Raw genomic sequence first — 24248 nt, forward strand, 5'->3', positions numbered from 1 at the left:
CTCAGAAAGGCTCGTTACGAAACAGCACGGAAGATCCGATGAGATAGCGGCCGTCGGAAAGCTTAGCGCTCGAAAGACTGAGGAAATTGACGACGGCCGTCCAGGGCAGGAAGGTCTGGACCAGGATATAGTCGCTGCCCTGACCGATATTGTAAGTCTCGGTGACGGCGAGCTTGCCGCTGGTGTCGATTGGATTGCCGCTGGTCGCGGACGACAGATCGGAAAGCACGCTCACCTTGACCAGGAGATCGCTGGAGCAGTTGAACGAGAGCAGCATGTCATTACAAATTCTGGCTTTGAAATCGGCCAATGTGATCTTCGAAGACGCTACCTCGCCGGTGCGGATCATCCGCGAGATCTTGTGCACCGAAGCGTCAAGCGTGGCGTTGACGAAGAACATCAGCGACACTTCGATAATGCCAAATATGATGATGAAGAGCGGCAGGGCCAGGATCGCAAATTCAATTGCAGCGACGCCATCGCGATCACCCAAGATGCGGCGAAGCAAGACAAACAATCCCCTTCGCCTCATTGGGTCAGCCGAACGGAAGAGAGATATTGTGTGAAGAGCGCCGACAGACCTGCCGTGATCTCGGCTGATGACGCTGCTGAAATGAACAGGCTCTTGGAGGATGCGCAGTCCGAGAGCGCATAGGGAATGTAGTCGCGTCTCGTGATGCTTGTAGACACGCCGCTCTGCATGGTGCCGCCCCAGGTATTCTTCCAGTTGGCGCTTGCCATGGTCGAGCCGACGGTCGCGTTGTAACCCCAATCCGAGGTGAGCGGCAGGTATTCAGTGTAAAGCACGGCCATCGTGTCGGATTGATTTTTCAGATAACCGCACCAGTCCGGATTGAGCGGCGCGACTTTATTCCAGTATGCTCCGGATACAGCCTTGTTGTTCTTCCATACGACGCTGTCGGTAACCCATTCGCGCTGCGACTGGACGCCATCCGTCAACAGCAGAACGAGCTTGAGCGGCGTGCCTGAGGTAGTTCCGTCCCCTCCGGTGCCGACCTTCTGCTTCAGCGTCGCCAGCGACACGTCGAAATAGGTGGCCGCCTTCGAGGTCGCGCTGGTGAGGCCGTAGCTCGAATCCGCGAGGCGGCTGCGCGCGGTGTCCGTGCTCAGCGTTGGGGCCAGAACCTCCGTCAGCGTATCGCCCAGGCTATATAATCCGACCTTGATTCGTTGATGATTGCTGTCGGACGTGTCGACCAAAGCAAGCACGTCCTTGACGGCGTCACCGGCGACATCGGCGCGCAGCTTTATGTTCTTGGCCGTGCTGTATTCATAGTTGTTGGCGTATGTCTTGTTGCCGATAGTGTGGGAATCGCCCGTGTGGCAGGCGAACTGGCAGCCGATCCCGGAATACATGGTCGCCTGACCTGCAGTCGTTGCCGCCAGAAGCATCGAAGGCGACGTGTCGATGACGATATAGACGTTGAGGTAGGAGGTGGCCGGCCCCTTGACGGCGCTGCCGACGCTGATGGGAACGGTGTTGATGTTGGCAATCTTCATCAACGTCGTCGGAACGGTGCCGCTTGCCGTCGCGGTTATCTTATGGTTGCTGGTATCGATATTGATGTCACCAAGCGTATAGCTGCTTTCCACCTGCGCGCCGAACCAGTCGGACACTTTCTGTTTGAGGGCGGTGCTGTCGTCGGTGTCGATCTCTTTGACAGCGGCAATCAGGGCAGTGTCAAGATCGCTCTGCATCCTCTGTCGGATATTGTAGGTGCGAATGTAGTCGAAGCTCGCGCCGACCGCGATGATCATCGGGACCAGGGTGAGGGCGACGACGATCGCGACGTTGCCGCCTCTATCTCTTCCGAGACTGCGAAGGGTTCCGAAGACCCGGGCAAGTGAATGTGAAAGAGTCGACCGCAAAGAAACACCGCATATGGATTATGAAAATAGTCCCGTGCGAGATGTCGCTAAAGCGCTTAAGCCTCTGTTAATTCCTGCAGTTCCTGTAGAAAAACGGGTAGCCGACGCACGGTTTCCTGCGCATATTGTACATGCCTGCGAAATTTGGATATCGCAAGGATACGCATCGAACTGAGTGCGGCTCGTTCAATGGACGCCCTTTTGATCTCCCCCGTCTTTGTCAGTGGCTGAAAGCCGCGCCTGAAGTTCGGTGGTAAGCCACCTTGCCGCCGGCCCCGGCGGGTTTGCGACATTGCGTATCACGTGGATGGGGTACTCACCCTGGTCGAAGATGGGAAACTGGAGATGGACGAGACGGCCATCGGCGAGATCATCTCTAACCAAGGATGCCGGAAGTCCGCCCCAGCCCAATGCGCCGCGGATATAGAGATGTTTTGTCGCGTTGTCGCTGACACGCCAAGTCTTGAGCGAGAACACGTTGAAATCGCGTCCCTTCGTCAAGCCCGAAGCGTCGTAGACGACGAGCTGGGTTTCGTCCCGCACATCAGCGAGGGTCATCGGCCGGCGCAACTTTGCAAGTGGATGGTCGGGGGCGGCGACGGGGATCATCGCCGACTGGCCGATCCGTTCGAAAACGATCTGATCGTTCCTCGTCGCCATGGCGCCGCCAAAGCCGACGACGGCCCTCGCATTGCTAACCGCATCTATGACGATCCCCAATGTGCCGACCGTTACATTCAGGGAGACGGTGGGATAATGACTGCGGAAGGCACGCAGCACGTCGACGACAATGTCCGTCGGCACGATAGCGCTCATCGCCACATTGAGCTCGGCCTCCAGCCCGTCGCTCAGGGCCTGGACGCGCGCCCGCATCAGATCGAGATCGCCGAGCAACCGGCGGGCATCCTCGAGCACCGACCTTCCGGCTTCCGTCAGCTGCGGCCGTTTGGTGCCGGAGCGGCTGAAAAGCGCCACCCTGAGCTGCGCCTCGAGATTGGCGATCGTATAGCTGACGACCGACTGCGTTCGGTTGAGGGCGCGGGACGCGGCTGAAAAACTGCCTTTCTCCACCACGGTCAGGAAGACCTGAAGCTGATCCAAAGTCGGGTGGGGCTGCATATCTCATCGATCCTGTCGATAAATTTTCACGAAAATATAACGGTTTTCACGATGAGCTTCCAGCTCTATCTGTTCGCTCGACGGGATTGCCGTCATCCCTTATCAAGGAGGTTCGAATGTCCAACACCGCGACTGGTTTGCCTGCGCCCCAGGGGAAGTTGCTTCTAATCGGGCTATGGTCCGCGCAGGTGCTTCTCTTTATTGCCTTCACGCTGTTCGGCTGTATGAAGTTTTTCATGCCGGTCGACCAACTGGCGGCAATGTGGGTATGGCCCGGCGACGTTCCCGCATGGTTTCTGCGCCTCATGGGTATTATCGATTTCGCCGGCGGAGTGGGCGTGTTGCTGCCGGCCCTAACTCGGATTCAGCCGCGTCTGACCGTGCTTGCGGCGCTTGGCTGCGTGCTGCTGCAGATCACTGCGATGATCTTTCATCTCTCCCGCGGCGAAGCGTCCGCCTTGCCACTCAATGTCATCCTGCTTGCCCTTTCAGCTTTCATCCTGTGGGGCCGCGGCAAGAGGGCGCCGATTACGCCGCGCCAATGACGGACGCCGCCGATCGGGAGGCGCGCGCCCGGATCCAACAGGTTTTGGACGAACTCGACAGATTGAGTTTTGAGCTGCATCGCCAGTCATGATGTCTTTTGGATTAGGCTCAGGACCCATAAACGGACTTGTGGAGCGGGGCCAGTTTGATTCAGTGGCGGCGTCGAGGTGGCGCTGCCGATGGCCGACATGTTCCTGCTGAACGAGGCGCAGATGCGCCGGATCGAGCCCTACTTCCCCTTGTCGCGTGGTCGAGCGCGGGTGGACGACCGGCGGTGCTGTCGGGCATCGTCCAGGGCAGGTAGGGCGCGAGGCCGACGTCGGAGTGGACCTCCGCCAAGGCCGAGCAACGCTGCCAAGGCCGCCGCTTCGATAGGGGCCTTGGCCGACGAATTCTCGAGGAGGGTTTGAGCTTCTTGTTCGTTCCTTCATCACTACGACGAAACCCGAACCCTCCTCAATTTACGAACCCAAGTGTTACCACTATACGATGATGGACAAGAGGTGTCGTCAAGACCTGATGAAAGACAGCAGGTCAGGGTTGAGGACATCCGCATGTGTGGTTAGCATGCCGTGGGGGTAGCCCGGATAAGTCTTCAGCGACCCGTTCTTAAGCAGGTCGACCGCACGCGGCACTGAACTTGCGAACGGGACGACTTGATCAGCCTCGCCATGCATCACCAGCACCGGCACAGTGATCTTCTTGAGGTCTTCGGTATAATCTTCGAGCCAAGAGTCGACGGTCGCGTAATGAGCGAGGGCACCGCCGGCCATGCCTTGGCGCCACCAGTTCGCAATGATTGCCTCCGAAGGCTTCGCCCCATCGAGGTTGTAGCCGTAGAACGGGTTCTCAGGGACGAAACGGTAGAACTCCGACCGGTTGCCCAGCACGCCGGCCCGGATCTCTTCGAACCACTCCGGCGGCTGACCGGCCGGGTTGTCCTCGCTCCGGTACATGTTCGGCGTCAGCGAAGCGACCAGCACCGCCTTCGCAACCCGCTCCTGGTGGCGAGCGACATAGCGAGCTACCTCACCGCCACCCGTCGAATGCCCGATATGGATCGCGTCGCGCAGGTCGAGGTGTTCAGTCAGCGCCGCGAGGTCGGCAACCCAGTGGTCCATGTCGTTGCCGGTGCTGGGCTGGTCGGACCGGCCGTGGCCGCGCCGGTCGTGGGCGATCACCCGATACCCGTGATGAAGGAAGAATGTCATCTGGGCATCCCAGTCGTCCGCTGTCAGCGGCCAACCGTGGCTGAAAACGATCGGCTGACCTGATCCCCAGTCCTTGTAGAAGATATTTACGCCGTCTGTAGTAATTATCGTGGACATGATTTGCTCCTTTGATTGCCGCGGATAAAGGTCAGCACTCGTTGTCGCGGCGTTCCAGCGAGAAACTTGTCAAATACATGACCGGTCGTATATTTACCGGCCAAAATTGTTCAGGTTACAAGGGCGGGCAAAACGAAACCTTCAAAGCTGTCGAATGGCGACCGGTTACGTTCGACCTTGGCACGCGTGACCGCGCCTTCGAACGCGTCGATCAACGCGACGGCAACCTGTCCCGGGTCCTTTCCGGCCGGCAATTCGCCCTGGGCCTGGGCTTCCCGGAGGCATTCGGTGAGCGAGGCCATCCATTGGCGATAGAGTGCCGCCAGCGTAATGCGTACATGCTCGCTCGACGGCGTGACCTCGAGCGCCATATTCCCGATCAGGGAGCCAACCGCGTAACCGCGGCGCTCGTGAAACTCTGCTAGGCTCGCGAAATAGCGCGCGATACGCGCGAGCGGCGCCATGTTGTGATCGGCCAAGATCGGGCCGTAGGTAGCAACCACCGAATCCCAATACTCGGTCAGTACCTCGACACCTTCATGGGCGCAATCACCCTCGCCGCCATCCTCCTATTTGGCTACCCCGTTGTGAGTCCTGAGCCTAGGGCGGCAATGACGCGATCGGCCATGAAAGCGCACCGGGCGCCATTGAACGGAAACAGCGCCGAGAATGCGCCGGAGAGCCGTTTTTCGATCGACTGACGCATCATCTTCCGCGCCCGGTGCAATCGGGTCTTGGCAGTTTCGGGTCTTATGCCGAGATAGGATGCGGCCTCGTCGGTGCTCATGCCCTCGACATCACGCAGTACGAAGACGGCGCGAAAATCATCCGGAAGTTCGTCGACCGCATGTTCGAGGAGATGCCGCGCCTGGCTCCGCGACAGCTCGGTTTCTGGATCGGTTGCGGACAAGGAGGAAGGAAATTGTAGTACTTCACCGCCCGGCGATGTCGTCTGCATGTCGATTTCCTCGAGCCTAGCTGTGTTCTTTCGGCGCCGCACGCGGCCCAGCGCTTCGTTGATCGCAATTCGGGTCAGCCACGTCGAAAACTGCGCATCGGCTCGGAACGCCGCCAGATTGGTGAATGCTTTGATATAGGCGGCCTGAACGACGTCTTCCGCCTCGGCATCGTTGCGGATGATGGCGCGCGCGGTGCGGAACAGGCGCTGGTTGTGGCGTTGAATGATGGTGCGGATGGCGGGCTCGTCGCCGATTTTCGCCAAGGGCACGAGATCTGCGTCGGAGAATGTCGACATCTGCTGCTGGTGCTGCTGCTGTCGCTCGGTCGGAACCGGAATGGCTGTCATGGGAATCCTCCGCCTGCCGTATTTGATTGAAGCCCGGCCCTATGGCCGGACGTCCAGTTTGCCCGTCATGGCCGGATGAAAGCGGCAATAGAAGTCGACTGCTCCCGCTCGGCTGATCGTCATGCGACCTTCCGATTTCGGCGGCAGGTCGATATCGAAGCTTTTGTCGCGGGCCGTCACCGTGTGCCGGAAGATATCATCATTTCGCCAGACGATCACGTCGCCCACATGCAGTTCGGCAGGCGGCGCGCTGTATTTCATCCCTGCAATGGTGACTTGGTATTCCGCGGCAGAGGCGACGCCGCCGCCTGTCCAGAGTAGCGCACACAGCAGCGGCAGCGATTTCGTCAGCAAATGCATCGCCAGTCTACTTCATCGTCGAGGCAAGATGCTCGGCATGCATCTGGTGCTGCTTGAACAGGGTCAGGCCCGTTTCCAGGAGCGACTTGAGCTCGTTGTTCTGCGCCGAGGGGATCAGCACCTTGGCAAGCGCATCGTTGACCGACTTGTGATAGGCGACTTCGTTTTCGACATAGGCCTTGTCGAAAGCCGCGCCGTCGAGAGCGTCAAGCGTCTTCAACTCCTTGCTTGCTTGAGTCGAGAGCGACTGGCTGATCTTGTTGTCTTCAGGCGTCACCTTTAGTTTCTTGACGAGGGCGAGCGCCTGATCGTTGACGGCCTTGTGGTCGCGCTCCATGGTCTTGGCGAATTCAATGACTTCGGCATTCTTGCTTTTCTTCAACGCCTGATCCGCGGCGGTGACGTCGATCTGCCCCGCCGTATAGGCGATATGAGCAATCTGAGGGTCGGTCGGCTTTGCATCGGCGGCGATCGAAGCCGTGCCGAGCGAGGCTGCCAGGAGGGTTGCGCCGAGAATCTGTTTCAACATGATCTGTCTCCTTTGTGTCCATGTGACGGAATGGCTTCTGCGGCGGTGGCGCCTTTGGAAGCAGGCATTGGATGCAGATCGGCCGAAAAGGTTCCCGGAAATTTTTGCAGGCAAGCGGCGCCTCATCGGCGTCGGCCGCCGCCAAGCCCCTCGGATCACCAGCAGCTTTCGAAACGCGTGGCAGGCCGCCCAATCATAGTCAAAAATACGTCGATGCTATCCGTTTCGCGCGCAAAACATCCGACCGGGGATGGCGCCGAAGCACTTTTTCTAAGCCTTGCCGCCTTGGATGGGATCGCGCTTGTCACGGGGACAGCGGCACGATTGGTCGGCAGGGATACGGGAATACGACATGGTCCATAGCAGTTGTGCACTTATGATCCGCCGCTGGTTCTACGGCTGCGGTGTATTGCGTTAAGGCTCGATGTGCATGGTCGAGACAACGAACGGTTCGGGTTGGAATGCGGCGCATCAGGATCGAGTTCCCGATGATCCCGGCAGCATTGAAGCGCCAACTCATCTCAAAGATCAGAAAGACAGATTCTGCGCGGAGATCGCGGCATTGGCGACGGCTGTCCTGAGCGGAGATCTGACGCGGCGGATGAATGCCGACTACGCCGATCCGGATCTCTCCCGTTCGGCTGTCATCCTCAATGAGCTGATCGTGTCGATTGACGATAACTTGTCCGATTTCAACGATGCGATGGCCGCTCTCGCCCACGGGGATCTCCATTGAGGCATGCGGGACAAACATCGCGGCGCCTTCGGACAATTGCAGAAGAACTTCAATCTCGCCCTGGCGACGGTCCGCACCGTGCTGGGCGAACAGGGTTCGGGCCCGTTCACGGAGAAGGCGACGAAATTTCGCCGGATGCTGGCGGGCTTCAGATCGAATGGGGTCGCTTTCGAAATCCGGATCTCCGATGAAGATTCACGGCCAATTCCTTCGCCTCCCCATGATCTCTGGCTGAAACTTGCCGATGCGCTGGATGGCTTCTCAGCCTGAACATTGACCGCGCCACAACTGCAATAGCCGTTGTGGCACGGTGATGTGTTTCGTCGTCAGAAGGGGTAATGCTGGGCGGAATCCTCGATCGTGATCCAGCGCAGGTCGGTGAATTCGGCGATCGCCGCCTTGCCGCCGAAGCGGCCGTAGCCGCTGCCCTTGACGCCGCCGAAGGGCATCTGCGCCTCGTCGTGCAGCGTTGGGCCGTTGATGTGGCAGATGCCGGATTCGATCCGGGCCGCAACTGCCATCGCCCGTTGCACGTTACGGCTGAAGACGGCCGACGACAGGCCGTATTCGGTATCGTTGGCGATGCGGATCGCTTCTTCCTCGCCGGAGACGCGAATGATCGGCTTGACCGGGCCGAAGGATTCTTCCGCATAGACGCGCATGTCGGATGTGACGTGATCGAGCAGCGTCGCCTCGACCACGGTGCCGGAGCGCTTGCCGCCGGCTACGAGTTTTGCCCCCTTGGCCGTCGCATCGGCGATCAGCTCTTCCATCTTTTTGGCTGCATCGAGGCTGATCAGCGAACCGAGAACGACATGGCCGCGTGGGTCGCCTGCCGGCAGCTGGCTGGCGCGGGCGGCCAGCTTGGCGACGAACTGATCGGCGATCGTCGCGTCGACGATGATCCGCTCCGTCGACATGCAGATCTGGCCCTGATGCATGAAGGCGCCGAAAATGGCGGCATTGACGGCGCCGTCGATATCGGCGTCGTCGAGGATAACCAGCGGCGCCTTGCCGCCGAGTTCGAGGAGAGCGGGTTTGAGATGCCTGCCGCAGGTCTCGGCGATGATCCTGCCGACTTTGGTCGATCCGGTGAAGTTCACGCGCTTGACCGCGGGATGGGCAATCAGCGCGGCGACGATCTCAGGCGCATCTTCGGGCGCGTTGGTAAGAACGTTGATGACGCCAGCTGGCAGGCCGGCCTCGGTCAGCACTGTGGCGATTAGCCGGTGTGTGCCCGGGCATTGTTCGGATGCCTTGAGGATGACGGTGTTGCCGCAGGCGATTGGCATGGCGATGGCGCGGGTGGCGAGAATGACGGGCGCGTTCCAGGGAGCGATCGCCAGGCAGACGCCGGCCGCCTGGCGAACGCCCATGGCGAGCGTGCCGGGCTTGTCGGACGGGATGATTTCGCCTGATATCTGCGTCGTCATGGCGCCGGCCTCGCGCAGGATATTGGCGGCGAGCATGACGTTGAAGCCGGCCCAGCGCGCGGTCGCGCCGGTTTCCTCGATCATCAGCCGGGTAAATTCGCCCACTTTGGAATCCATGATGTCGGCAGCCTTCATCAGGATGGCGCGGCGCTGGCCAGGGCCGGTCTTTGACCAGGCGCCGAAGGCGACGGCGGCGGCATCGACGGCTGCGGCAACGTCTTCCAGATTGGCGGCGGCGGCGCGGCTTGCGAGCTTCTCGGTGAAGGGATCTAGGCGGTCGTAGGTCCGGCCGCCGGAGGCTGCGCGGTCCGCGCCGTTGATGAGGAGGGAAATATTCATCTGGGGTCTCCTGAGGGAAAGAACTAGAAGCCGAGGACTTCGGCGTTGATGGATGCTTCGAGGCCGCCGTCGGTGGCTAGATTGGCGCCGTTGATCCAGCGCCCGCCGTCAGAGCAGAGGAAGAGCACGGCGGGCGCGATATCGGCGGCGGTGCCGGCGCGGCCGACGCGGGTAATGTCGCTGTCGACCCTGGCGTCGCCGAGCACGGCGCGGAACTGTTTAAGGATCGGCGTTTCCACCGGCCCGGGGCTGACCGCATTGACCCGGATGCCACGGTTCTTGAACAATGGTTGGTGGGCCGCGCGCATGGTCCAGAGTAGGAGCAGTTCCTTGGAGAGCGGGTAGCCTTGCTCGTCCTTGAGGCCGTGTTCGCGAACGATCGCCGCCACATCGGGAAAGCCCTCGATTGATGTCAGCGACTTTGCTCGCTCGAGATTGGCGCGCCAACCGTAGCCGGCGATCGAGGCGACGTTGACGATGGCGCTGCCTTCGCGCAGGCGGGGTGCCACGGCTTCCGACAGGGCGCGAAGACCGTAGAAGTTGACCGCGAGCGTCGCGACGACGCCGGTGCTGCCGGAAAGGCCGGCGACATTGGCGAGCGCATCCAGGCGCGTCGGGAGCCGTGCAACGATCTCGGCAACGCCCGATGGCGTGGACAGATCGCCCGTGATGAAGGCGGCGCCTCCATTGGCCGGCTCGCGCACATCGACACCGATGACCTCGGCGCCCATCTGGCCGGCCAGTTCCGCCGTCCGGGCGCCGATGCCGGAAGCCACTCCGGTTACCAGGATTGTTTTACCAAAAAGCATCAACGTCACCTTTCACAATAGAATCCGGAAGCCGGCTCATTCTTCCCATTTGATCTTATTCGGACCGGGCAATTTCAGCCGGTAGCCGACGGGAAGAAGTTGCAGGTCGAAGCGGCGCTCGATTTCGCCCCAGAGGCCGCGCGGCAGGTAGAGCGAGAAAATCAGGGCGGTGGCGCCGAGGCCGATCAGGTACCACACGCCGGCTCCGCCGAAGAAGGTCTCGATCATGAAGAACAGGACGGCGCCGATAATCGCGCCTTCGAACTTGCCGATCCCGCCGACCAGCACCATGAAGATCATGTAGGCCGTCCATTGGACGCTGAAATAAGTCTTCGGCTGGAAGGTGGTGGCAGTCGCCAGCCACAGGCCTCCGGCGATCGCGATGCCGAAGGCGGCGAGCACGAAGAGCAGCCTCTTGGTGGCGATCACACGCACGCCGACCGAGGTCGCCGCCTCTTCATTGTCGCGGATCGCCTGCATGGCCGCGCCGGCGCGGCTGCGCATCAGCATGAAGAGCGCACCGAGCAGGGCGGTCATGGACGCGAGCGCAAGCCAGTAGATTGTCGCCCGCCGCGTGCCGCTGTCATAGACGTTGAGCGAGATCAGCGAGGTTCCGGTTTCTCCCTGGATCAGCCGGTCGAGGTTGACGAGCAGGTGGGCGAGTTCGGCGATGACCCACATGCCGATCGCGAACTCGCCGCCCTTCAGCCGCAGCATGAACAGCGAAAGCGGGATCGACAGCGCGCCGGTCACGATCGCGGCCGCAAAGAGCGCGATGAACGGATCGAGCCCGGCATCGGCGAGCCGAATGGTGAAGTAGGCGCCGAGCCCGAAGAACACCTGTTGGCCGACCGAAACCAGCCCGCCAAAACCGGCGAGCGCATTCCACATGGCAGCAAGAATTACGTAGATGAACAGGGCCGTCATCCGGTCGATCGCGCCGGCGCCGAGGACGGCGGGGGCGAAGATCAGCAGGACAAGCACCGCGGCCATGGAGCCAAGCGCCACCCGCGACGATTTCGTCCAGCGTTCTATCGATATGCCGTTGGAGACAAAGGTCATGTCGGGCTCCGGAGACGTGCACGAAGGTTGAAAAACGCACCGAGCTTGTCGAGTTGAGGCATGCCGAAGCGGGACAGCCTGATGAAAAGTACCAGCAGAAATACGGCGTGGCCGCCAATCAGGAAGCCTTGCGGATGCAATTGCGCACCGAGCGATTGGGCAAGGCCAAGAACGATGCCGCCGGCAAGCGTGCCCCACAGCGATCCCGCTCCGCCGATGACAGCCGTCTCGAAAGCGAAGAGAAGCTGCGGGCCGCCGGCATAGGGGCTGAAAGTTGCCCGCATCCCGAGAAAGGCGCCGGCAATCCCGATGGTGACCATGGTGATCGCGGTGGCGACGGCATTGACCCTGCGCGCATCGATGCCGACCAGCCCTGCCGTATCGGGATCCTCGGCCGTGGCGCGGATGGCGCGGCCGAGCGCAAAGCGGCCGAGGAAAAACTGCAGCCCCCCGAGAATGAAGACTGCCGTCACCATCATCATGACGGCAAGCTTGCCGACGAAGATGTGGCCCGGCAACTGCCAGGACGCATAGGACAGGTTGCCGATGAAGGGCGCGAGCGACCGTGTGTCGGCGCCGAACTGCTCAAACAGCAGGTTGTCGATGACGATCGACAGGCCGAAGGTTGTGAGGATCGGCAGCAGCGTCCCGCCACGGGCGCTGCGTTCCAGAATGAATCGCTGCAGCAGCCAGCCGAGGATCGCCATGACGGGCAGCACGATCAGCAGGCCGGCGAAAGGCGGAATGCCGGCCTTGGCGGCAAGCAGCCACAGCCCATATGCGGCCGCGACCGCCAGGCTGCCATGGGCGAGATTGATGATCCGCATGACGGAGAACATGAAGGACAGGCCGCAGGCGATGACGGCGTAGTAGCCCCCGAGCAGAATGCCCTGGATCAGAGTGTTGATCATGATGCGCTCCTTTCGCCGGCGGCCCGGTGCAATCCGAAATAGGCCTGGGTGACGTGCTCGCGAGTGACGGCTGCGGCCGGCCTGTCGAGGACGATGCGTCCTTCCAGCATGCAGATGACGCGGCTTGCCACGCTCATGGCGCGGGCAAGGTCCTGCTCTACGAGCACGATGGTCGTTCCCGAGGTCAGCAATGCCTGCAGTTGGGCGTAGACGCGATCGACGACCAGAGGCGAAAGTCCGAGCGAGACTTCGTCCAGCAGAAGAATATCGGGATTGCTCATCAGCGCCCGGCCGATGGCAGTCGCCTGCTGTTCCCCGCCCGAGAGATGCCCGGTCTTTGCGTGGCGGCGGGGTTTGAGGTTCGGGAAGGCGTCGAGGACGCGGTCGACGCTCCATTCACCCTTGCGGCCGCAGCTCTTTCCGAGAAGCAGGTTCTCTTCCACGGTCATCTGCGAGAAAAGGCGCCGGCCTTCCGGCACCAGGGCAATGCCCTTGGCGATCCGTTTGTGGGAAGGGACGGCGGCCAGGTCTTCATCATTGAGAAGGACTTGGCCGGAGCATGGAAGATGGGCGCCGGCGATCGATCTGAGCAGCGTCGTCTTGCCCGCGCCGTTGGCGCCGACCAGTGCCAGCACCTCACTCTTGGCAATATCGAAACTGACGCCGCGCACCGCCTGAAGCAGGCCGTGGCGGACGTCGAGGTCGCGGATGGAGAGAAGGCTCATGCGGGTGTCCCTCCGAGATAGGCCTTGACCACCTCCGCATTGCTCATGACCATTTTCGGCTCGCCGTCGGCGATAATCCTGCCCGCGTCCATGCAGATCAGCCGTTCCGCCACCTGCAGAAGGATATGGACGATGTGCTCGATCCAGACGATGCCGATACCGCGGCGGCGCAATTCGAGGATGGTTTCGACGAGCTCGCTCGCCTCGCCATCGGTCAGTCCTCCGCCGATCTCGTCGAGCAGCAACAGCCTCGGCTGCGTGGCCAGCGCACGGGCAAGCTCCAGGCGTTTGCGATCGAGAAGGCCGAGCGTGTCGGCCGGGCGGTTGGCGACGTCGAGCATGCCGCAGAGCGACAGCGAATCCACCACCCGCTGATATGCTTCGTCGCGGCTTGCGGCATTGCCGTGCGATGCGGCGACGAAGACGTTTTCGAAGGTCGTCATGCCGCTGAAGGGTTTGGGAACCTGATGGGTCCGGACGAGCCCGGAGCGGCAGCGCTCCGCCGCCGTCCGGCTCGTGACATCGGCGCCATCGAAGGTGATGGTTCCCGCACTTGGCGGGAAGGCGCCGGCGAGCACGCTGAGCAGCGTCGTCTTGCCCGCGCCATTCGGCCCGACGATGCCGACCGCGTCGCCATCGCCCATGGAAAAATCCAGGTTTTCCAGGACGACGAGCGCGCCGAACTGCTTGTGGATCCCCTTGGCCGAGAGAAAGGCTCCCCCCGGCCGATTTTGAGCTAGCTGCTGCACTATCCGTTATCCGTTATCCGTTATCCGTTATAAGCGATGAGCTTGGCGCCGACCGGCACATTGGGGTCGGTGGCGTTTTCGGTGACGACATAGTCGAGCGCGAATTTCGAGCCCTCTGCCGCCTTCACCCATTGCGTGCCGATGATCGGCCCGGGAGAGACGTTGGCGACGGGGCCGCTGGTGAAGTCGACCTTGCCGGCGATCGTCGTCGTCTTCAGCGTGCTGATCGCTTTGGCCACTGCCTCTTTGCTCTTGACGTCGGTACTGGCCTTCAGCGCATCGAAGCCGGCGTCGAGAAGTGCAAGGCTGGCGCCGAGCTGCTGTGTCCACTGTTTGCCGCTTGCCGTTTCGTAGCCGTCTGCGAGCTCGGTTCCGGACACGCCCGTCAGCGTCGATTTGTAGGGGAAGGCCTTATGCCAGTAGGCGGCGCTGCCAATGTTCAAGCCGAGGTCGCCGAGCGCCTCGATGTCGGAAGGAAACAGCCCCGTCTTGGCGACCTGGCAGATCTTGATCTGCTGGGTGAGGCCCTGTTGCGCGGCCTGGCGCCAGAAGGCGGCGAAATCTGGCGGTATCGGGAACGAGTTGAAGATCTCGACGCCCTCCTGCCGGAAGAGAGCGATCTGCGCCGTAAAATCGGTGGTTCCGGTTTCATAGGCGCCGGGATCGACGATGGTGAAGCCCGCCTTGGCAAGCGCCGGCGCCAGATGGGTGCGGATCGCATTGCCATCGGCGTCGTTTGGATACATGACGCCGACCTTCTTGTTGGTCTCGATCAGGTTCCATTGCGAAACATAGGCCTTGTGGAACTCTTCGACGCCGAAGCCGAAATGATAGGTCCACTTGAACGGTGAAGGCGCGCCCGGCTTGGCGCCGCGACCGAAATACCAGGCTTCCCAGGGCATGACTGTCGAGAGGCAGGGAATACCGGCCGCTTCACAGGCGTCGGCCACCGGATTGATGGTTTCGGGCGTCGAGACGGCGAGCATCAGGTCGATCGCCTTGTTGTTGATCAGGTCCTTCGCCAGTTGGCCGGCGCGCGAGGGATCGGACTGGGTGTCCTGGTCGAGGATCTCCACCTTCCAGGTCTTGCCGCCCGCCTGCAGGCCGTTCGCCAGCGCCTTGCGCGCGAGGTCGAGCACGTAACCGTCGGTCTCGCCGAAGCCGCCGAGCGGGCCGGTGCGCGGGCTGATGAAGCCGACCTTCAGCGTATCGCCGCTCTGAGCGAAGGCCGTGCGACCGGAGAGCGCCAGTGCTGTTCCGCCCGCTGCGGCCGATGCGATGAAAGAGCGGCGGGTGAGCGATGCTGCGTTGAATTTTCCGTTGCGGAAAATGCCGTTCATGAAATCATTCCTCCCTCTTGATGCTGGCCTCTTGGGCCTGCTCCCATTGTTCATCCCGCCCGATCTGGTGATTAGATCGGGTAGTGCCGTTTTCCCGATGCCATGGTGATCCATCTCAGCTCGGTGAATTCGTCGATCGCGGCCTTGCCGCCGAAGCGCCCGTAGCCGCTCGATTTGACGCCGCCGAACGGCATCTGCGGCTCGTCGGAAACTGTGGCCTCATTGATGTGGCAGATGCCGGATTCGAGCCGCATGGCAACGGCAAGCGCGGCACTGACGTCGGCGCTGAAGACGGCGGCCGAGAGCCCGTATTCGTTGTCGTTGGCGACCGTCACGGCCTCGTCAACGCTGCCGACCCTGACGATCGCCGCGACAGGCCCGAAGCTCTCCTCACGGTAGATGCGCATGGCCGGCGTCACGTGATCGATGACGGTCGCGTCCATCAGCGTCCCGTGGGCCTGACCGCCGCAGACGAGGACTGCACCCTTCTGCAGCGCGTCGTCGATAAGCGACCTGACGCGGCGCACGGCCTCTGCGTTGATCAGCGTCCCGAGCGGCGTGTTGCCGTCCCCTGGGTGGCCTGCAACGAGGGTCGCGGCTTTCGTCCCGAACTTGCCGACGAAGTGGTCGGCGATCTCGTCCATCAGGATGATCCGCTCCGTCGACATGCAGATCTGGCCCTGGTTCATGAAGGCGCCGAAGGCGGCGGCGCTGACGGCCTGGTCGATATCGGCGTCGGCAAGCACGATGAACGGTGCCTTGCCGCCGAGTTCGAGCAGGCAGCGCTTCAAATGCCTTGCCGAGGCTTCGGCGATGATCCTGCCGACACGCGTGGAACCGGTGAAGTTGATGCGGCGCACGGCCGGATGGGCGATCAGGGCGGCGACGACTGCGGCGGCATCGCTCGGCGCATTGGAGACGACATTGACGACGCCGCGCGGGAAACCGGCGTCACGCATGATGTCGCCGATCAGGCCATGGGTCTTCGGGCAGAGTTCGGAGGCCTTCAGGACGACCGTGTTGCCGCAGGCAAGCGGCATGGCGACGGCGCGGGTGCCGAGGATAATGGGCGCGTTCCAGGGGGCAATGCCGACGCAGACGCCTGCCGGCTGGCGCACGGCCATAGCGAGGCTGCCGGGAATGCCCGACGGAATGAGTTCGCCTGATATTTGCGTGGTCATCGCCGCCGCCTCGCGAAGAATATCGGCGCCGAGCCCGCAATTGATCGCCGCCCATTGGGCGGTGGCGCCGGTTTCGCCGGTCATGGCGGCAATGAGCTCCGGCGTGCGGGCCTCCAGCAGATCGGCGGCGGCGTTCAAGAGCCGGCGCCGTTCGCCGGGGCCGGTCTGTGACCAGTCGGGAAAGGCGGCTGCGGCAGCATTGGCTGCCCGCGTCATGTCGGCGACAGATCCCGCCGAAGCAATCGTTGCGACATCGCCGGTCAGCGGATCCATGCGTTCGAAGGTGGCCCCCTCGAAAGCCTCCATCGCCTCGTTATTGATCATCAGCTTTGCCGAAAACACTGTTTCACCCACCCGCCATGTGCTGGCGCTTGCATTGTTGCCATGGGGAGAAAGACGAGCCGACGCCGCAGCCTCAAGGCCGCCTGACCATCTGTGTGTCTGTCGGAATGCCTCCTCCCAAAGGCTGATGACGGTTAGGTTACGCCGATCATCGGCGGATGGAATGCGATTTATTGGGTTAATATTGTAATTATCCGGCGATTGCTGCAATGTTTGGTGGAAGCGGAGCAGAGGCGTTGGCGACGGTCGGAGGCATTCATCATTATGCCAGGGGCGAGTGGCACGCGCCGTCGCTATCGCATCGGCGCATCCGTCTTCAGAAGGGACTCTATGCCGATTTCCACCATTTCCTTCTGCTCGGGGAGGGGCGGGCCGAGCTTCACTTCGACAGCGGCGAGGATCGGCCGTTGCAGGGACCGCTGCTTGCCTTCCTGCCGCCTCAGGCTCGCTGCGACCTGTCGATTTCTGCCGGAACCGCTGCCCATCTCGTCGGAACCTCGCCGCAGATCATGGTCGATGCGATCGGCGACAAGGTGGAATCCTATTCGCTGCGCATCTTCACCGAGCAGCGCAGGCTGGTCGAGGCATTGGATCCCCTGCTGATAGCCGAAATCAGTCCGCTGATTTTGGGCTTCGTGCGGGAACTCAATGATCCCTCGCGTTCCTCCTGGATGGTCGCGTCTGCCTATATCAGGTTGATCCTGATGGCACTGTGGCGCGGGGATGGCGAGAGAAGCGAGCCGCGCGGGCAGGGCGAAACCGGATCGATCCTGCAAAGATATCGGCAACTCGTCGAGGCCGGCTTCCGCCAGCACCGGCCCATCAGCGACTACGCCGCGGAATTGGGCGTCACCGCCCACCGGCTTCATTCGATCTGCCAAAGGGCGCTCGGCCGCTCGCCGATCCAGCTTTTGCATGAGCGCGTGGTGCAGGAGGCAAAGCTGAGATTGGAGCGCTCGGCCCGCAATATCCAGGAAATCTCCGACGGCCTCGGCTTTCGCGACCCGACCTATTTCAGCCATTTCTTCAAACGCAAGACCGGCCTTTCCCCCGCCGGCTACCGCGAGATCGCCCGCGCGTCGGCCGGATCGGAAAACAGCATGCTCTCCTCAGGTTATGCCGACTGGCCTTAGGCTCGGGGCTCATTGGTCAAAGCCGGAATTTGCCGGTCTTGGATCGCAAATCACATTGATATGGAAGCCCCAACAGACGTAGGACTGAAATGCGCCAATAGTAACCGTCACAATGGATCGGGTGAGCGACCGCTTTGGGGCCGCAAGCTGCCGGTCCGCTATGGAATGAAAAGACGTGGATAGCGGCATTTGGCCTAGGAACCGCCTGCGCGGCAAGGTTGAGCCTGGCAGGCGGGAGTGGAGGCGCTTCGCGTTGCTTTGAGCTGTTGAGCTCTGCCCGCGATGCGTCCGGCGCAGAAGCGGGCAGTCTCCGTCTCATGCCTGATCCGTCCCGGACTTACGCTTTGGCGGCGTTCTGTGCGGCCTCGAATACATCGCGTGCGGACATCGTACCCGCTACGTGCTCCGTACCCGCGACTCCGAGGTCCATCCATCCTGCATTCACGGCCTCAAACATTTCTTCGGCAGGTTCGGTGTGGCCCTTCGGGATGCCGAATTGCTCGAACGCTTCCGCCCATCCTGCACGCGGGACTGCAAAGGCTTTCACGTCGAGATTCAGGACTTCACCCAATTGCTCCGCGACTTCATTCGCGGTGACCATCGAACCAATCTCGACGACGCGCTGCCCTGACCACGCTGGCCCGGTCAAAAGGGTTGCGACTTCCGCGCCGATGTCGTTCGTCGCGACCATGGTCGATTTGCGGTCTGTCGGATTGTAGTAGACCGGTAGCGTTCCGCCCCGGGCGACCTGCAAGCCGTAAAGGAAATTTTCGAAGAAGCCGCCTGCGCGCACAAATGCGATTGGGGATGTCAAGTCGCGAAAACCTTGCTCCAGAAGCGACAAGGCCGTGATCATCCCGAGCCCGCTGGTTCTGTTCGCACCCATCGACGAAAGGGCAACCACTCGCGGCGGCGTTGCCTTGGTGAGCGCCTCAACATAGTTTGCAATCACGCCCTTTGCTTCTTTGTAATCGGGCGAGGGCGCCCAGACAGCCGGCAACATGACGAACGCGCCTTCGACGCCTTTGAGCGCTTGCTCGATGGCTGCCGAATCATTCCAATCGCCGTCTACCAGTTCCACGCCCTGGTTCGCCCAGTTAGCCGCCTTCTCGCGATTGCGGACGAGCGCGCGTACTTCCTTGCCGTGCGTCAACAGATGTTCTGCCGTTGCGCCGCCCACTTTTCCCGTGATTCCCATTACTAAAAACATGTGTTTTCTCCTGATGATGAGGGACAGAGCACTGCCCCTGTTGGTTCAATGAATGAGCGGTAGAATGGCCCGGATTCGGGGATCGCGCGCGTAGAGGCCGCCCCATGTCATCGCGCCCAGAAGCAGGGAAATGATTTCCGGCGGCGACCCCAACTCACCAATGCGGACATGGGCGCAGATGGCACCTCCCAAAAAGCCCGTCACTAGGATCGCGCCGAGGACGGCAGTGGCCGGGATGGCGTAAAGGATGGCGCAGGCGAGTATGATCGGACCCACGACACGGGTCAGGTCCATCGCGAACCCGGTTTCCTGCAACATGCTCGCGATCTGTGCCGGCGCGAAAAGCTGAATTGTGCCGTCTGCCACCAGAGCGAGAACGACAAACGCGCTCATTATCCGGCCGGCCCACAGGGCGCGATGCAAGGTCATAGTTTCAGGCACCTGATGCAGGTTCATAGTTTCGGACACTTGTCATTCTCCGATGAGTGGATCCCATATTCGGAGCTTACTGTGTCACCTAGGTGTGATAAACACCGAGGAAATGAACTAACTGTTCTCTCTGTGGAGGACAATGCCGAGGCACGAAAATGCAGAATCTCGAACCCATCCTCATTTTCATAACGGTAGCAGAAATGGGGAGCTTCACCCGCGCGGCCGATAGCCTGGGCATCCAAAAGGGAAGAGCCTCAACGGCGGTCCGGAAGCTGGAAGAAGATGTCGGTGTCAGGCTCCTGCACCGGACGACGCGCAGCGTGCAGTTGACGGAGGACGGGCGCGCATTTCATGCCCGTGCCCGCGATCTGCTTGCTGAAGTCGATGACCTACACTCGATGTTCGCAGGCGATCACGTGGCACTTCGCGGGCGTTTACGGGTCGATCTTCCGACCGAGGTGGCGCGCACAACGATCGTGCCGGTCTTGCCGGATTTCATGGCGACTTATCCCGAATTGGAGCTGGAGGTGTCGAGTACGGACCGCCAGGTTGATCTGGTTCAAGAGGGGTTCGACTGTGTATTGCGGCTTGGACCCATAAGGGACGAGACGCTAATTGCCCGCCCATTGGGACTGTTGCGCATGGTCAACGCTGCCAGTCCCGCCTATCTGGCGCGCTATGGCACTCCTCGATCGCTAGAAGATCTCCAGCGTCAGGAACACCGGACAATTCATTTTTCGACGATGCTAGGCGCAAGACCCTATGGATGGGAATATCCGGACGGCGACAGTTACGCGACGATTCAGTTGCCAGGTGCGCTACACGTCAACAGCGCGCAGACCTACGAAGCTGCTGCCCTCGCCGGCCTTGGCTTGATTCAGGCGCCACTCTTGGGGATTGGCCCATACTTAGAGAGTGGAGCGCTTGTGGAGATCATACCCGATTTTCGTCGCCGGGCGCTCGCCGTTTCCCTCGTCGTAGCACATCGGAGCAATCTTTCGCGCCGAGTCCGCGCATTCATGAAATGGATCGAAGATGTGCTGACACCGTATCTGGAATAGGAGACGAACATCTTCATCCGGCCCTCGAAATCAACATTCTGAAGTTATGTCTGCCGGTCGGCGGCCGGCGGTCCAACAGAATGCGACACTGAAACCGGCGACCTTTTGAAATCTGACAGAGATATCCTCAAACTTTCCGCCTTCTGTCTCCACAACGCCGTGCCAATGCAACAGAACCATTCCGTATCAGGTTCGGAGCTATCCTGTTGCTCGCAACCTTATCCGGGGCCGCCCGTCGATCTCCGTAAGGCAGCAAATGGGCAATGGGAACGAATGGTCGCTTTCGGGGGCGGCTCACTTTGCCTGGGAACGGCGAGGATGAAGGCGCGAAGCTGCCGAAGCACTTCTGCAGCTGTCGGCCCACGCCAGACGATTTTTGCTGCCGCCGCCGCGGCGTGTGACCTCGGATGCCCGGTCTACGGCGTGGAAAGGTCGGGACGCTTGTGCTTCCTGCGCGAACAGGGTAGATACTGAACTAGATGGTTCAGTATATAGGTCCTCCTCTCGATCTCTCGTTTGCGGCACTGTCCGATGCGACCCGCCGCGGGATTATCGATCAGCTTGGGCGAGGCGACGCGTCGATCACCAGTCTCGCGGATAAGTTCCAGATGACGCTGACCGGCATGAAGAAGCACGTCCAGGTTCTCGAGCGGGCGGGGCTCGTCGTCACGCAGAAGGTCGGACGGGTAAGAACCTGCAAGCTTGGGGAACGCGGCCTCAAGGCGGAGGCCGAGTGGATCGAGGCGCATCGCAGGCTCTTCGAGGCCCGCTTCGAAGCATTGGACGCATTCATCAGCGAAATGAAACAGGAGGGAAGCGATGAATCAGCAAGTTAACAGTGCAGGCGGTGCGCAGAACCGCACGTCAGTCGAGCGCAGAGGGGACCGCGAACTCGTCGTAACGCGGACATTCAATGCACCGCCGAGCACGGTTTACAAGGCATGGAGCCAGCCCGAGCTGTTCCAGCGCTGGTGGGTGCCAAAATCGGCATCCGGCGTTTCGCTCGTATCGTGCGATATGGACGTCCGTACCGGCGGCAAATATCGGCTGGAATTCGGCGCCGGCGGTTCGGACACCATGGCCTTCTATGGCAAGTATCTCGAGGTGGTGCCGAACGAGCGCATCGTCTGGACCAACGACGAGGGCGAAGAGGGCGCGATCACGACCGTGACCTTCGAAGACCAGGGCGGGAGGACACTACTGAATTTCCGCGAAGTCTATCCTTCCAAGGAGGCGCTTGAGGAAGCACTACAGGGCTCGGCGGCCGCATTGCCGGAGCAGTTGGATCAGCTCGACGAATTGCTTTCCAGCCTAGGCGAGTAGCGCGGGTCGGGAAACTCGCCTCGGGGAACGTCTGCTCTTGGGAAGTGACTCCACGGCCTTTCTGGCCGGAGCGAAAGCGCGAAGCTGCCAAACACTGATTGCCCAATGAAAGTCCGCAATGGACCGTTAGCGGAAACTGCTGACGTTCACTTGACCTCGAAGAGCAGACCAACCTCACGACAGGGCAAAGATTTTGACTTCCCGCCCGATGCCCTGAAGTTCCGCCATCCGAGAGGCGGATTTGATGCCGCTGTCACGCAGGATCTCCGAAACCTGGGCATCCCCGACAATTGCTTCCGTCGTCATGATCACGTTGGGATTGGCAAGGCCCTGAACGCGGGAGGCGATGTTGACGGTCTGGCCGAAATAGTCCTGCCGGTCGTTCAGGTTGACTGCAAGGCATGGTCCTTCATGGATGCCGATCTTCAGCAGGAGATCGTCGCTGCCGTGTTCGGCATTTAGACGAAGCATCGCCTCCCGCATCCGAAGTGCGGCCGCCACTGCGCGGTCCGGGCTCGGAAAGGTCGCCATCACGGCATCGCCTATGGTTTTGACCACCGCTCCGGCCTCCGTGGCGACGATCTCGTGCAAAACCCTGAAATGCGCCCGCACCAGATCGAAAGCGGCAAGATCTCCGACGCGCTCGTAAAGCGCAGTCGAGCCTCTCAGGTCGGTGAAGAGGAAAGTCAGGCTGGTGATTTTGAGGCGCTGGTCGACGTCGAGCGTGTCGGTCCGATAGATGTCGCGGAAACTCTGGTTCGTCAGCAGACGTTTGGCTGTCAGAAAAGCGCGCCTGCTACCCAGCAGATCGTGCAGGTCATCTCCAGCGATGCAAACGTTTGGTACGACTCTGCTATCGGTGTGGTTTTCAAGGGTCAGCCGCAGCAAGCCGGGACGCAGCGTGACCGTTTCGTTCAGCGCATGCCCCCGACTGATGACCATTGAGAGGTTTTGACGTTCGTCGGTGGGCTCACCCTTCACGTCGATGAACTGCGCCGAGTGCGTTACCGCATCGAAGATGATGACGAATTGCGCCGGCAGTTGCAGTGAGACGAAAGCCTTCTCGCCCGGAGCCAACTCGATCATCTCCAACATGATGCGGGCGAACTTCGCTTCCAGATCCTCCGGCAAGTCGACGCCGGAGCTGAAGAAGATTTGGCGGTAGTATTCAAGCGGAGTCAGCCGATCGGGGTCGTGGGCAGCGATCCTGCGAACGCGTGGACTGACTGTGAACGTTACCTCGACCATCTCGTCGAGGGTGGGTTCGTATCCGGCGGCGCAAAGCGCACAATGGTACGTCTCATGGACGACCCCTTTGAGAGTTGCGCCACTGTCAAGAACTCCGCCGCATCCCGGGCAAAGGACATTCCAGGTCATCTCGAACGCCCCTATGCGGGCTGCATGCAGAAGCGCTGCGATCGTTTTCTCTTCATCGAGATGATGCGTCTTGGCGAAGGCGAGCGCATTGATGCGATTGAGATCGCGATCCGAGCCATGCATGACGACGTTTTCTATACACTCGACCGTCTGCGGGTCAGCCGCCTGTCGCAATGTGGCAAAAAGCCCGTCCATTTCACTCATGAGACAAGTCTCCGTGTGCATAACCCACGGCGGACAACGCCAGGGCCGGGATCATAACACGGGAGTTTCCCAATAGAAATCTATGGGCTTAAATGCTGCTTGCTTCACAAGCGGAAGCGGGTTTCAGCCCCCCTTATAGATCCGCTTCAGCGCGGCCAACAGCGCATCCATTTCGTCCGGCGAAAACAGCTCGATGAAGCGCTGTTCATGCATGGCGATCAGCGCGCGTGCCCGCGCGAGCATGGCGCGTCCCGCCTCCGTCAGATGCAGTTCCTGGCGCCGGCGATCTGCCGCGGAAGGACGGCGCTCGATGAAGTCACGGGCCGCCAACCGATTGACGAGGGCCATCATGGTCGCGCGATCGGTGCCGAGCGTATTGGCAAGGTCGATCTGCGATACGCCGGGATTGCCCGCGACAAGTTCCATCACTGCGAGCTGCTTCTGCGTCAGCCGAAGCTCCTCCATGGTTTCAGCGAAGTCGCGATAGATCGCGACATGCGCCATGCGCAGATGAAAGCCCAGGAGATCGCCGAGCCGACCGACGTCGAGCGGCGGCGTAAAGGAGGCCTCCTCGGCTTCGACATCCTCCGGCGGGGGGTTTGTGCGCATCGTTCGCTCTCGCTTCGTTCGGGATCATAACCATCAAAATCAGCGGGTTAGTCAATATCCTTGTTGGCGGCAGCAGGGATATTTTCCCGCGATCCTCCGAAGGCTCGGATTTGCCGAAAACAGCCTCTTGCATCTCGTCGGAAAAAGATATTAGTATGTGTTGCATACAAATTTGATGCTTGCGGCGGAGGAGC

Annotated in this window: 27 protein-coding genes; 7 read left to right on the top strand and 20 right to left on the bottom strand. The window is 61.0% G+C overall.

Annotated features, from left to right (window positions below; all coding sequences use genetic code 11):
- Nucleotide 1: 1 nt before the first annotated feature.
- The 3 genes from HJB89_RS26720 to HJB89_RS26730 form a co-directional block, all read right to left on the bottom strand.
- Nucleotides 2–532, bottom strand: a complete 531-nt coding sequence (locus tag HJB89_RS26720) for a TadE/TadG family type IV pilus assembly protein (RefSeq protein ID WP_207584563.1) — start codon at nt 530–532, stop codon at nt 2–4.
- Nucleotides 529–1890: a TadE/TadG family type IV pilus assembly protein gene (locus HJB89_RS26725; protein ID WP_207584564.1), complete on the bottom strand. Its 1362-nt coding sequence runs from the start codon at nt 1888–1890 to the stop codon at nt 529–531. Before HJB89_RS26725 ends, HJB89_RS26720 begins: the two co-directional genes overlap by 4 nt.
- A 186-nt stretch (nt 1891–2076) precedes the next feature.
- Nucleotides 2077–3009, bottom strand: a complete 933-nt coding sequence (locus HJB89_RS26730; protein WP_221117212.1) for a LysR family transcriptional regulator — start codon at nt 3007–3009, stop codon at nt 2077–2079.
- Between the two features lie 116 nt (nt 3010–3125).
- On the opposite strand from HJB89_RS26730, the gene HJB89_RS26735 reads away from it, so the two are divergent.
- Nucleotides 3126–3554: a DoxX family protein gene (locus tag HJB89_RS26735; protein WP_207584566.1), complete on the top strand. Its 429-nt coding sequence runs from the start codon at nt 3126–3128 to the stop codon at nt 3552–3554.
- A 510-nt stretch (nt 3555–4064) separates the two neighbouring features.
- On the opposite strand, the gene HJB89_RS26740 is transcribed toward HJB89_RS26735, so the two are convergent.
- The 5 genes from HJB89_RS26740 to HJB89_RS26760 all read right to left on the bottom strand — a co-directional run bounded on the left by HJB89_RS26740 (nt 4065) and on the right by HJB89_RS26760 (nt 7078).
- Nucleotides 4065–4883, bottom strand: coding sequence for an alpha/beta fold hydrolase (locus HJB89_RS26740; RefSeq protein WP_221150789.1), 819 nt, complete (start codon nt 4881–4883; stop codon nt 4065–4067).
- Between the two features lie 110 nt (nt 4884–4993).
- The gene (locus tag HJB89_RS26745; RefSeq protein WP_259672132.1) at nt 4994–5362 is read right to left on the bottom strand and encodes a TetR family transcriptional regulator C-terminal domain-containing protein; all 369 of its coding nucleotides are present in this window, start codon (nt 5360–5362) and stop codon (nt 4994–4996) included.
- 98 nt (nt 5363–5460) lie between these two features.
- Nucleotides 5461–6189, bottom strand: a complete 729-nt coding sequence (locus HJB89_RS26750; protein ID WP_221150790.1) for an RNA polymerase sigma factor — start codon at nt 6187–6189, stop codon at nt 5461–5463.
- A gap of 39 nt (nt 6190–6228) precedes the next feature.
- On the bottom strand, nt 6229–6549 hold the full coding sequence (locus HJB89_RS26755; protein ID WP_207584570.1) for a cupredoxin family copper-binding protein: 321 nt from the start codon (nt 6547–6549) through the stop codon (nt 6229–6231).
- Nucleotides 6550–6556: 7 nt separating this feature from the next.
- Nucleotides 6557–7078 carry a DUF4142 domain-containing protein gene (locus HJB89_RS26760; protein ID WP_221117213.1) on the bottom strand — a complete coding sequence of 174 codons (522 nt, stop codon included), beginning with the start codon at nt 7076–7078 and terminating at the stop codon, nt 6557–6559.
- Between the two features lie 430 nt (nt 7079–7508).
- On the opposite strand from HJB89_RS26760, the gene HJB89_RS33440 reads away from it, so the two are divergent.
- A complete protein-coding gene (locus HJB89_RS33440; protein ID WP_259672133.1) occupies nt 7509–7814 on the top strand; it encodes a hypothetical protein in 306 nt (101 codons plus the stop codon).
- A 3-nt stretch (nt 7815–7817) separates the two neighbouring features.
- Complete coding sequence (locus HJB89_RS33445) at nt 7818–8084, top strand: hypothetical protein (protein ID WP_246762830.1); 267 nt, start codon at nt 7818–7820, stop codon at nt 8082–8084.
- A gap of 56 nt (nt 8085–8140) precedes the next feature.
- Here the strand turns inward: HJB89_RS33445 and HJB89_RS26770 are convergent, their stop codons facing one another.
- The 8 genes from HJB89_RS26770 to HJB89_RS26805 form a co-directional block, all read right to left on the bottom strand.
- Nucleotides 8141–9586, bottom strand: coding sequence for an aldehyde dehydrogenase (locus HJB89_RS26770; RefSeq protein WP_221117214.1), 1446 nt, complete (start codon nt 9584–9586; stop codon nt 8141–8143).
- A 23-nt stretch (nt 9587–9609) separates the two neighbouring features.
- Complete coding sequence (locus HJB89_RS26775; RefSeq protein ID WP_207584573.1) at nt 9610–10395, bottom strand: coniferyl-alcohol dehydrogenase; 786 nt, start codon at nt 10393–10395, stop codon at nt 9610–9612.
- A 36-nt stretch (nt 10396–10431) separates the two neighbouring features.
- Nucleotides 10432–11457, bottom strand: a complete 1026-nt coding sequence (locus tag HJB89_RS26780) for a branched-chain amino acid ABC transporter permease (RefSeq protein WP_207584574.1) — start codon at nt 11455–11457, stop codon at nt 10432–10434.
- Nucleotides 11454–12368, bottom strand: a complete 915-nt coding sequence (locus HJB89_RS26785; protein WP_207584575.1) for a branched-chain amino acid ABC transporter permease — start codon at nt 12366–12368, stop codon at nt 11454–11456. The genes HJB89_RS26780 and HJB89_RS26785 overlap by 4 nt, the downstream gene beginning before the upstream one ends.
- Nucleotides 12365–13093, bottom strand: coding sequence for an ABC transporter ATP-binding protein (locus HJB89_RS26790; RefSeq protein WP_207584576.1), 729 nt, complete (start codon nt 13091–13093; stop codon nt 12365–12367). Before HJB89_RS26790 ends, HJB89_RS26785 begins: the two co-directional genes overlap by 4 nt.
- Entirely contained in the window at nt 13090–13842 is a 753-nt protein-coding gene (locus tag HJB89_RS26795) for an ABC transporter ATP-binding protein (protein ID WP_405049117.1), read from the bottom strand. The genes HJB89_RS26790 and HJB89_RS26795 overlap by 4 nt, the downstream gene beginning before the upstream one ends.
- A gap of 20 nt (nt 13843–13862) precedes the next feature.
- Complete coding sequence (locus tag HJB89_RS26800; protein ID WP_207584577.1) at nt 13863–15182, bottom strand: ABC transporter substrate-binding protein; 1320 nt, start codon at nt 15180–15182, stop codon at nt 13863–13865.
- Nucleotides 15183–15253: 71 nt separating this feature from the next.
- Nucleotides 15254–16687 (bottom strand): aldehyde dehydrogenase, encoded by a 1434-nt coding sequence (locus HJB89_RS26805; RefSeq protein WP_259671691.1) that lies wholly within the window; start codon nt 16685–16687, stop codon nt 15254–15256.
- Between the two features lie 254 nt (nt 16688–16941).
- Here HJB89_RS26805 and HJB89_RS26810 point away from each other — a divergent pair, with 254 nt between their 5' ends.
- Nucleotides 16942–17838 carry an AraC family transcriptional regulator gene (locus HJB89_RS26810; RefSeq protein WP_221150792.1) on the top strand — a complete coding sequence of 299 codons (897 nt, stop codon included), beginning with the start codon at nt 16942–16944 and terminating at the stop codon, nt 17836–17838.
- 337 nt (nt 17839–18175) lie between these two features.
- Here the strand turns inward: HJB89_RS26810 and HJB89_RS26815 are convergent, their stop codons facing one another.
- Together HJB89_RS26815 and HJB89_RS26820 are read right to left on the bottom strand one after the other, a co-directional pair.
- The gene (locus tag HJB89_RS26815; RefSeq protein WP_221150793.1) at nt 18176–19048 is read right to left on the bottom strand and encodes an NmrA family NAD(P)-binding protein; all 873 of its coding nucleotides are present in this window, start codon (nt 19046–19048) and stop codon (nt 18176–18178) included.
- A 45-nt stretch (nt 19049–19093) separates the two neighbouring features.
- Complete coding sequence (locus HJB89_RS26820; RefSeq protein WP_221150794.1) at nt 19094–19516, bottom strand: DoxX family protein; 423 nt, start codon at nt 19514–19516, stop codon at nt 19094–19096.
- Between the two features lie 119 nt (nt 19517–19635).
- Between HJB89_RS26820 and HJB89_RS26825 the strand changes: the two genes are divergently transcribed.
- The 3 genes from HJB89_RS26825 to HJB89_RS26835 all read left to right on the top strand — a co-directional run bounded on the left by HJB89_RS26825 (nt 19636) and on the right by HJB89_RS26835 (nt 21864).
- Entirely contained in the window at nt 19636–20541 is a 906-nt protein-coding gene (locus HJB89_RS26825) for a LysR family transcriptional regulator (protein ID WP_221142230.1), read from the top strand.
- Between the two features lie 479 nt (nt 20542–21020).
- Nucleotides 21021–21377 (top strand): helix-turn-helix transcriptional regulator, encoded by a 357-nt coding sequence (locus HJB89_RS26830; RefSeq protein ID WP_221150795.1) that lies wholly within the window; start codon nt 21021–21023, stop codon nt 21375–21377.
- Entirely contained in the window at nt 21361–21864 is a 504-nt protein-coding gene (locus HJB89_RS26835) for an SRPBCC family protein (RefSeq protein ID WP_221142226.1), read from the top strand. Before HJB89_RS26830 ends, HJB89_RS26835 begins: the two co-directional genes overlap by 17 nt.
- A 174-nt stretch (nt 21865–22038) precedes the next feature.
- Here HJB89_RS26835 and HJB89_RS26840 read toward each other — a convergent pair whose 3' ends face one another.
- Entirely contained in the window at nt 22039–23445 is a 1407-nt protein-coding gene (locus HJB89_RS26840) for an adenylate/guanylate cyclase domain-containing protein (RefSeq protein ID WP_221150796.1), read from the bottom strand.
- A gap of 123 nt (nt 23446–23568) precedes the next feature.
- Nucleotides 23569–24054, bottom strand: coding sequence for a MarR family winged helix-turn-helix transcriptional regulator (locus HJB89_RS26845; RefSeq protein WP_221150797.1), 486 nt, complete (start codon nt 24052–24054; stop codon nt 23569–23571).
- Nucleotides 24055–24248 lie beyond the last annotated feature (194 nt).

Source organism: Rhizobium sp. NZLR8 (assembly GCF_019685025.1).
GTDB lineage: Bacteria > Pseudomonadota > Alphaproteobacteria > Rhizobiales > Rhizobiaceae > Rhizobium.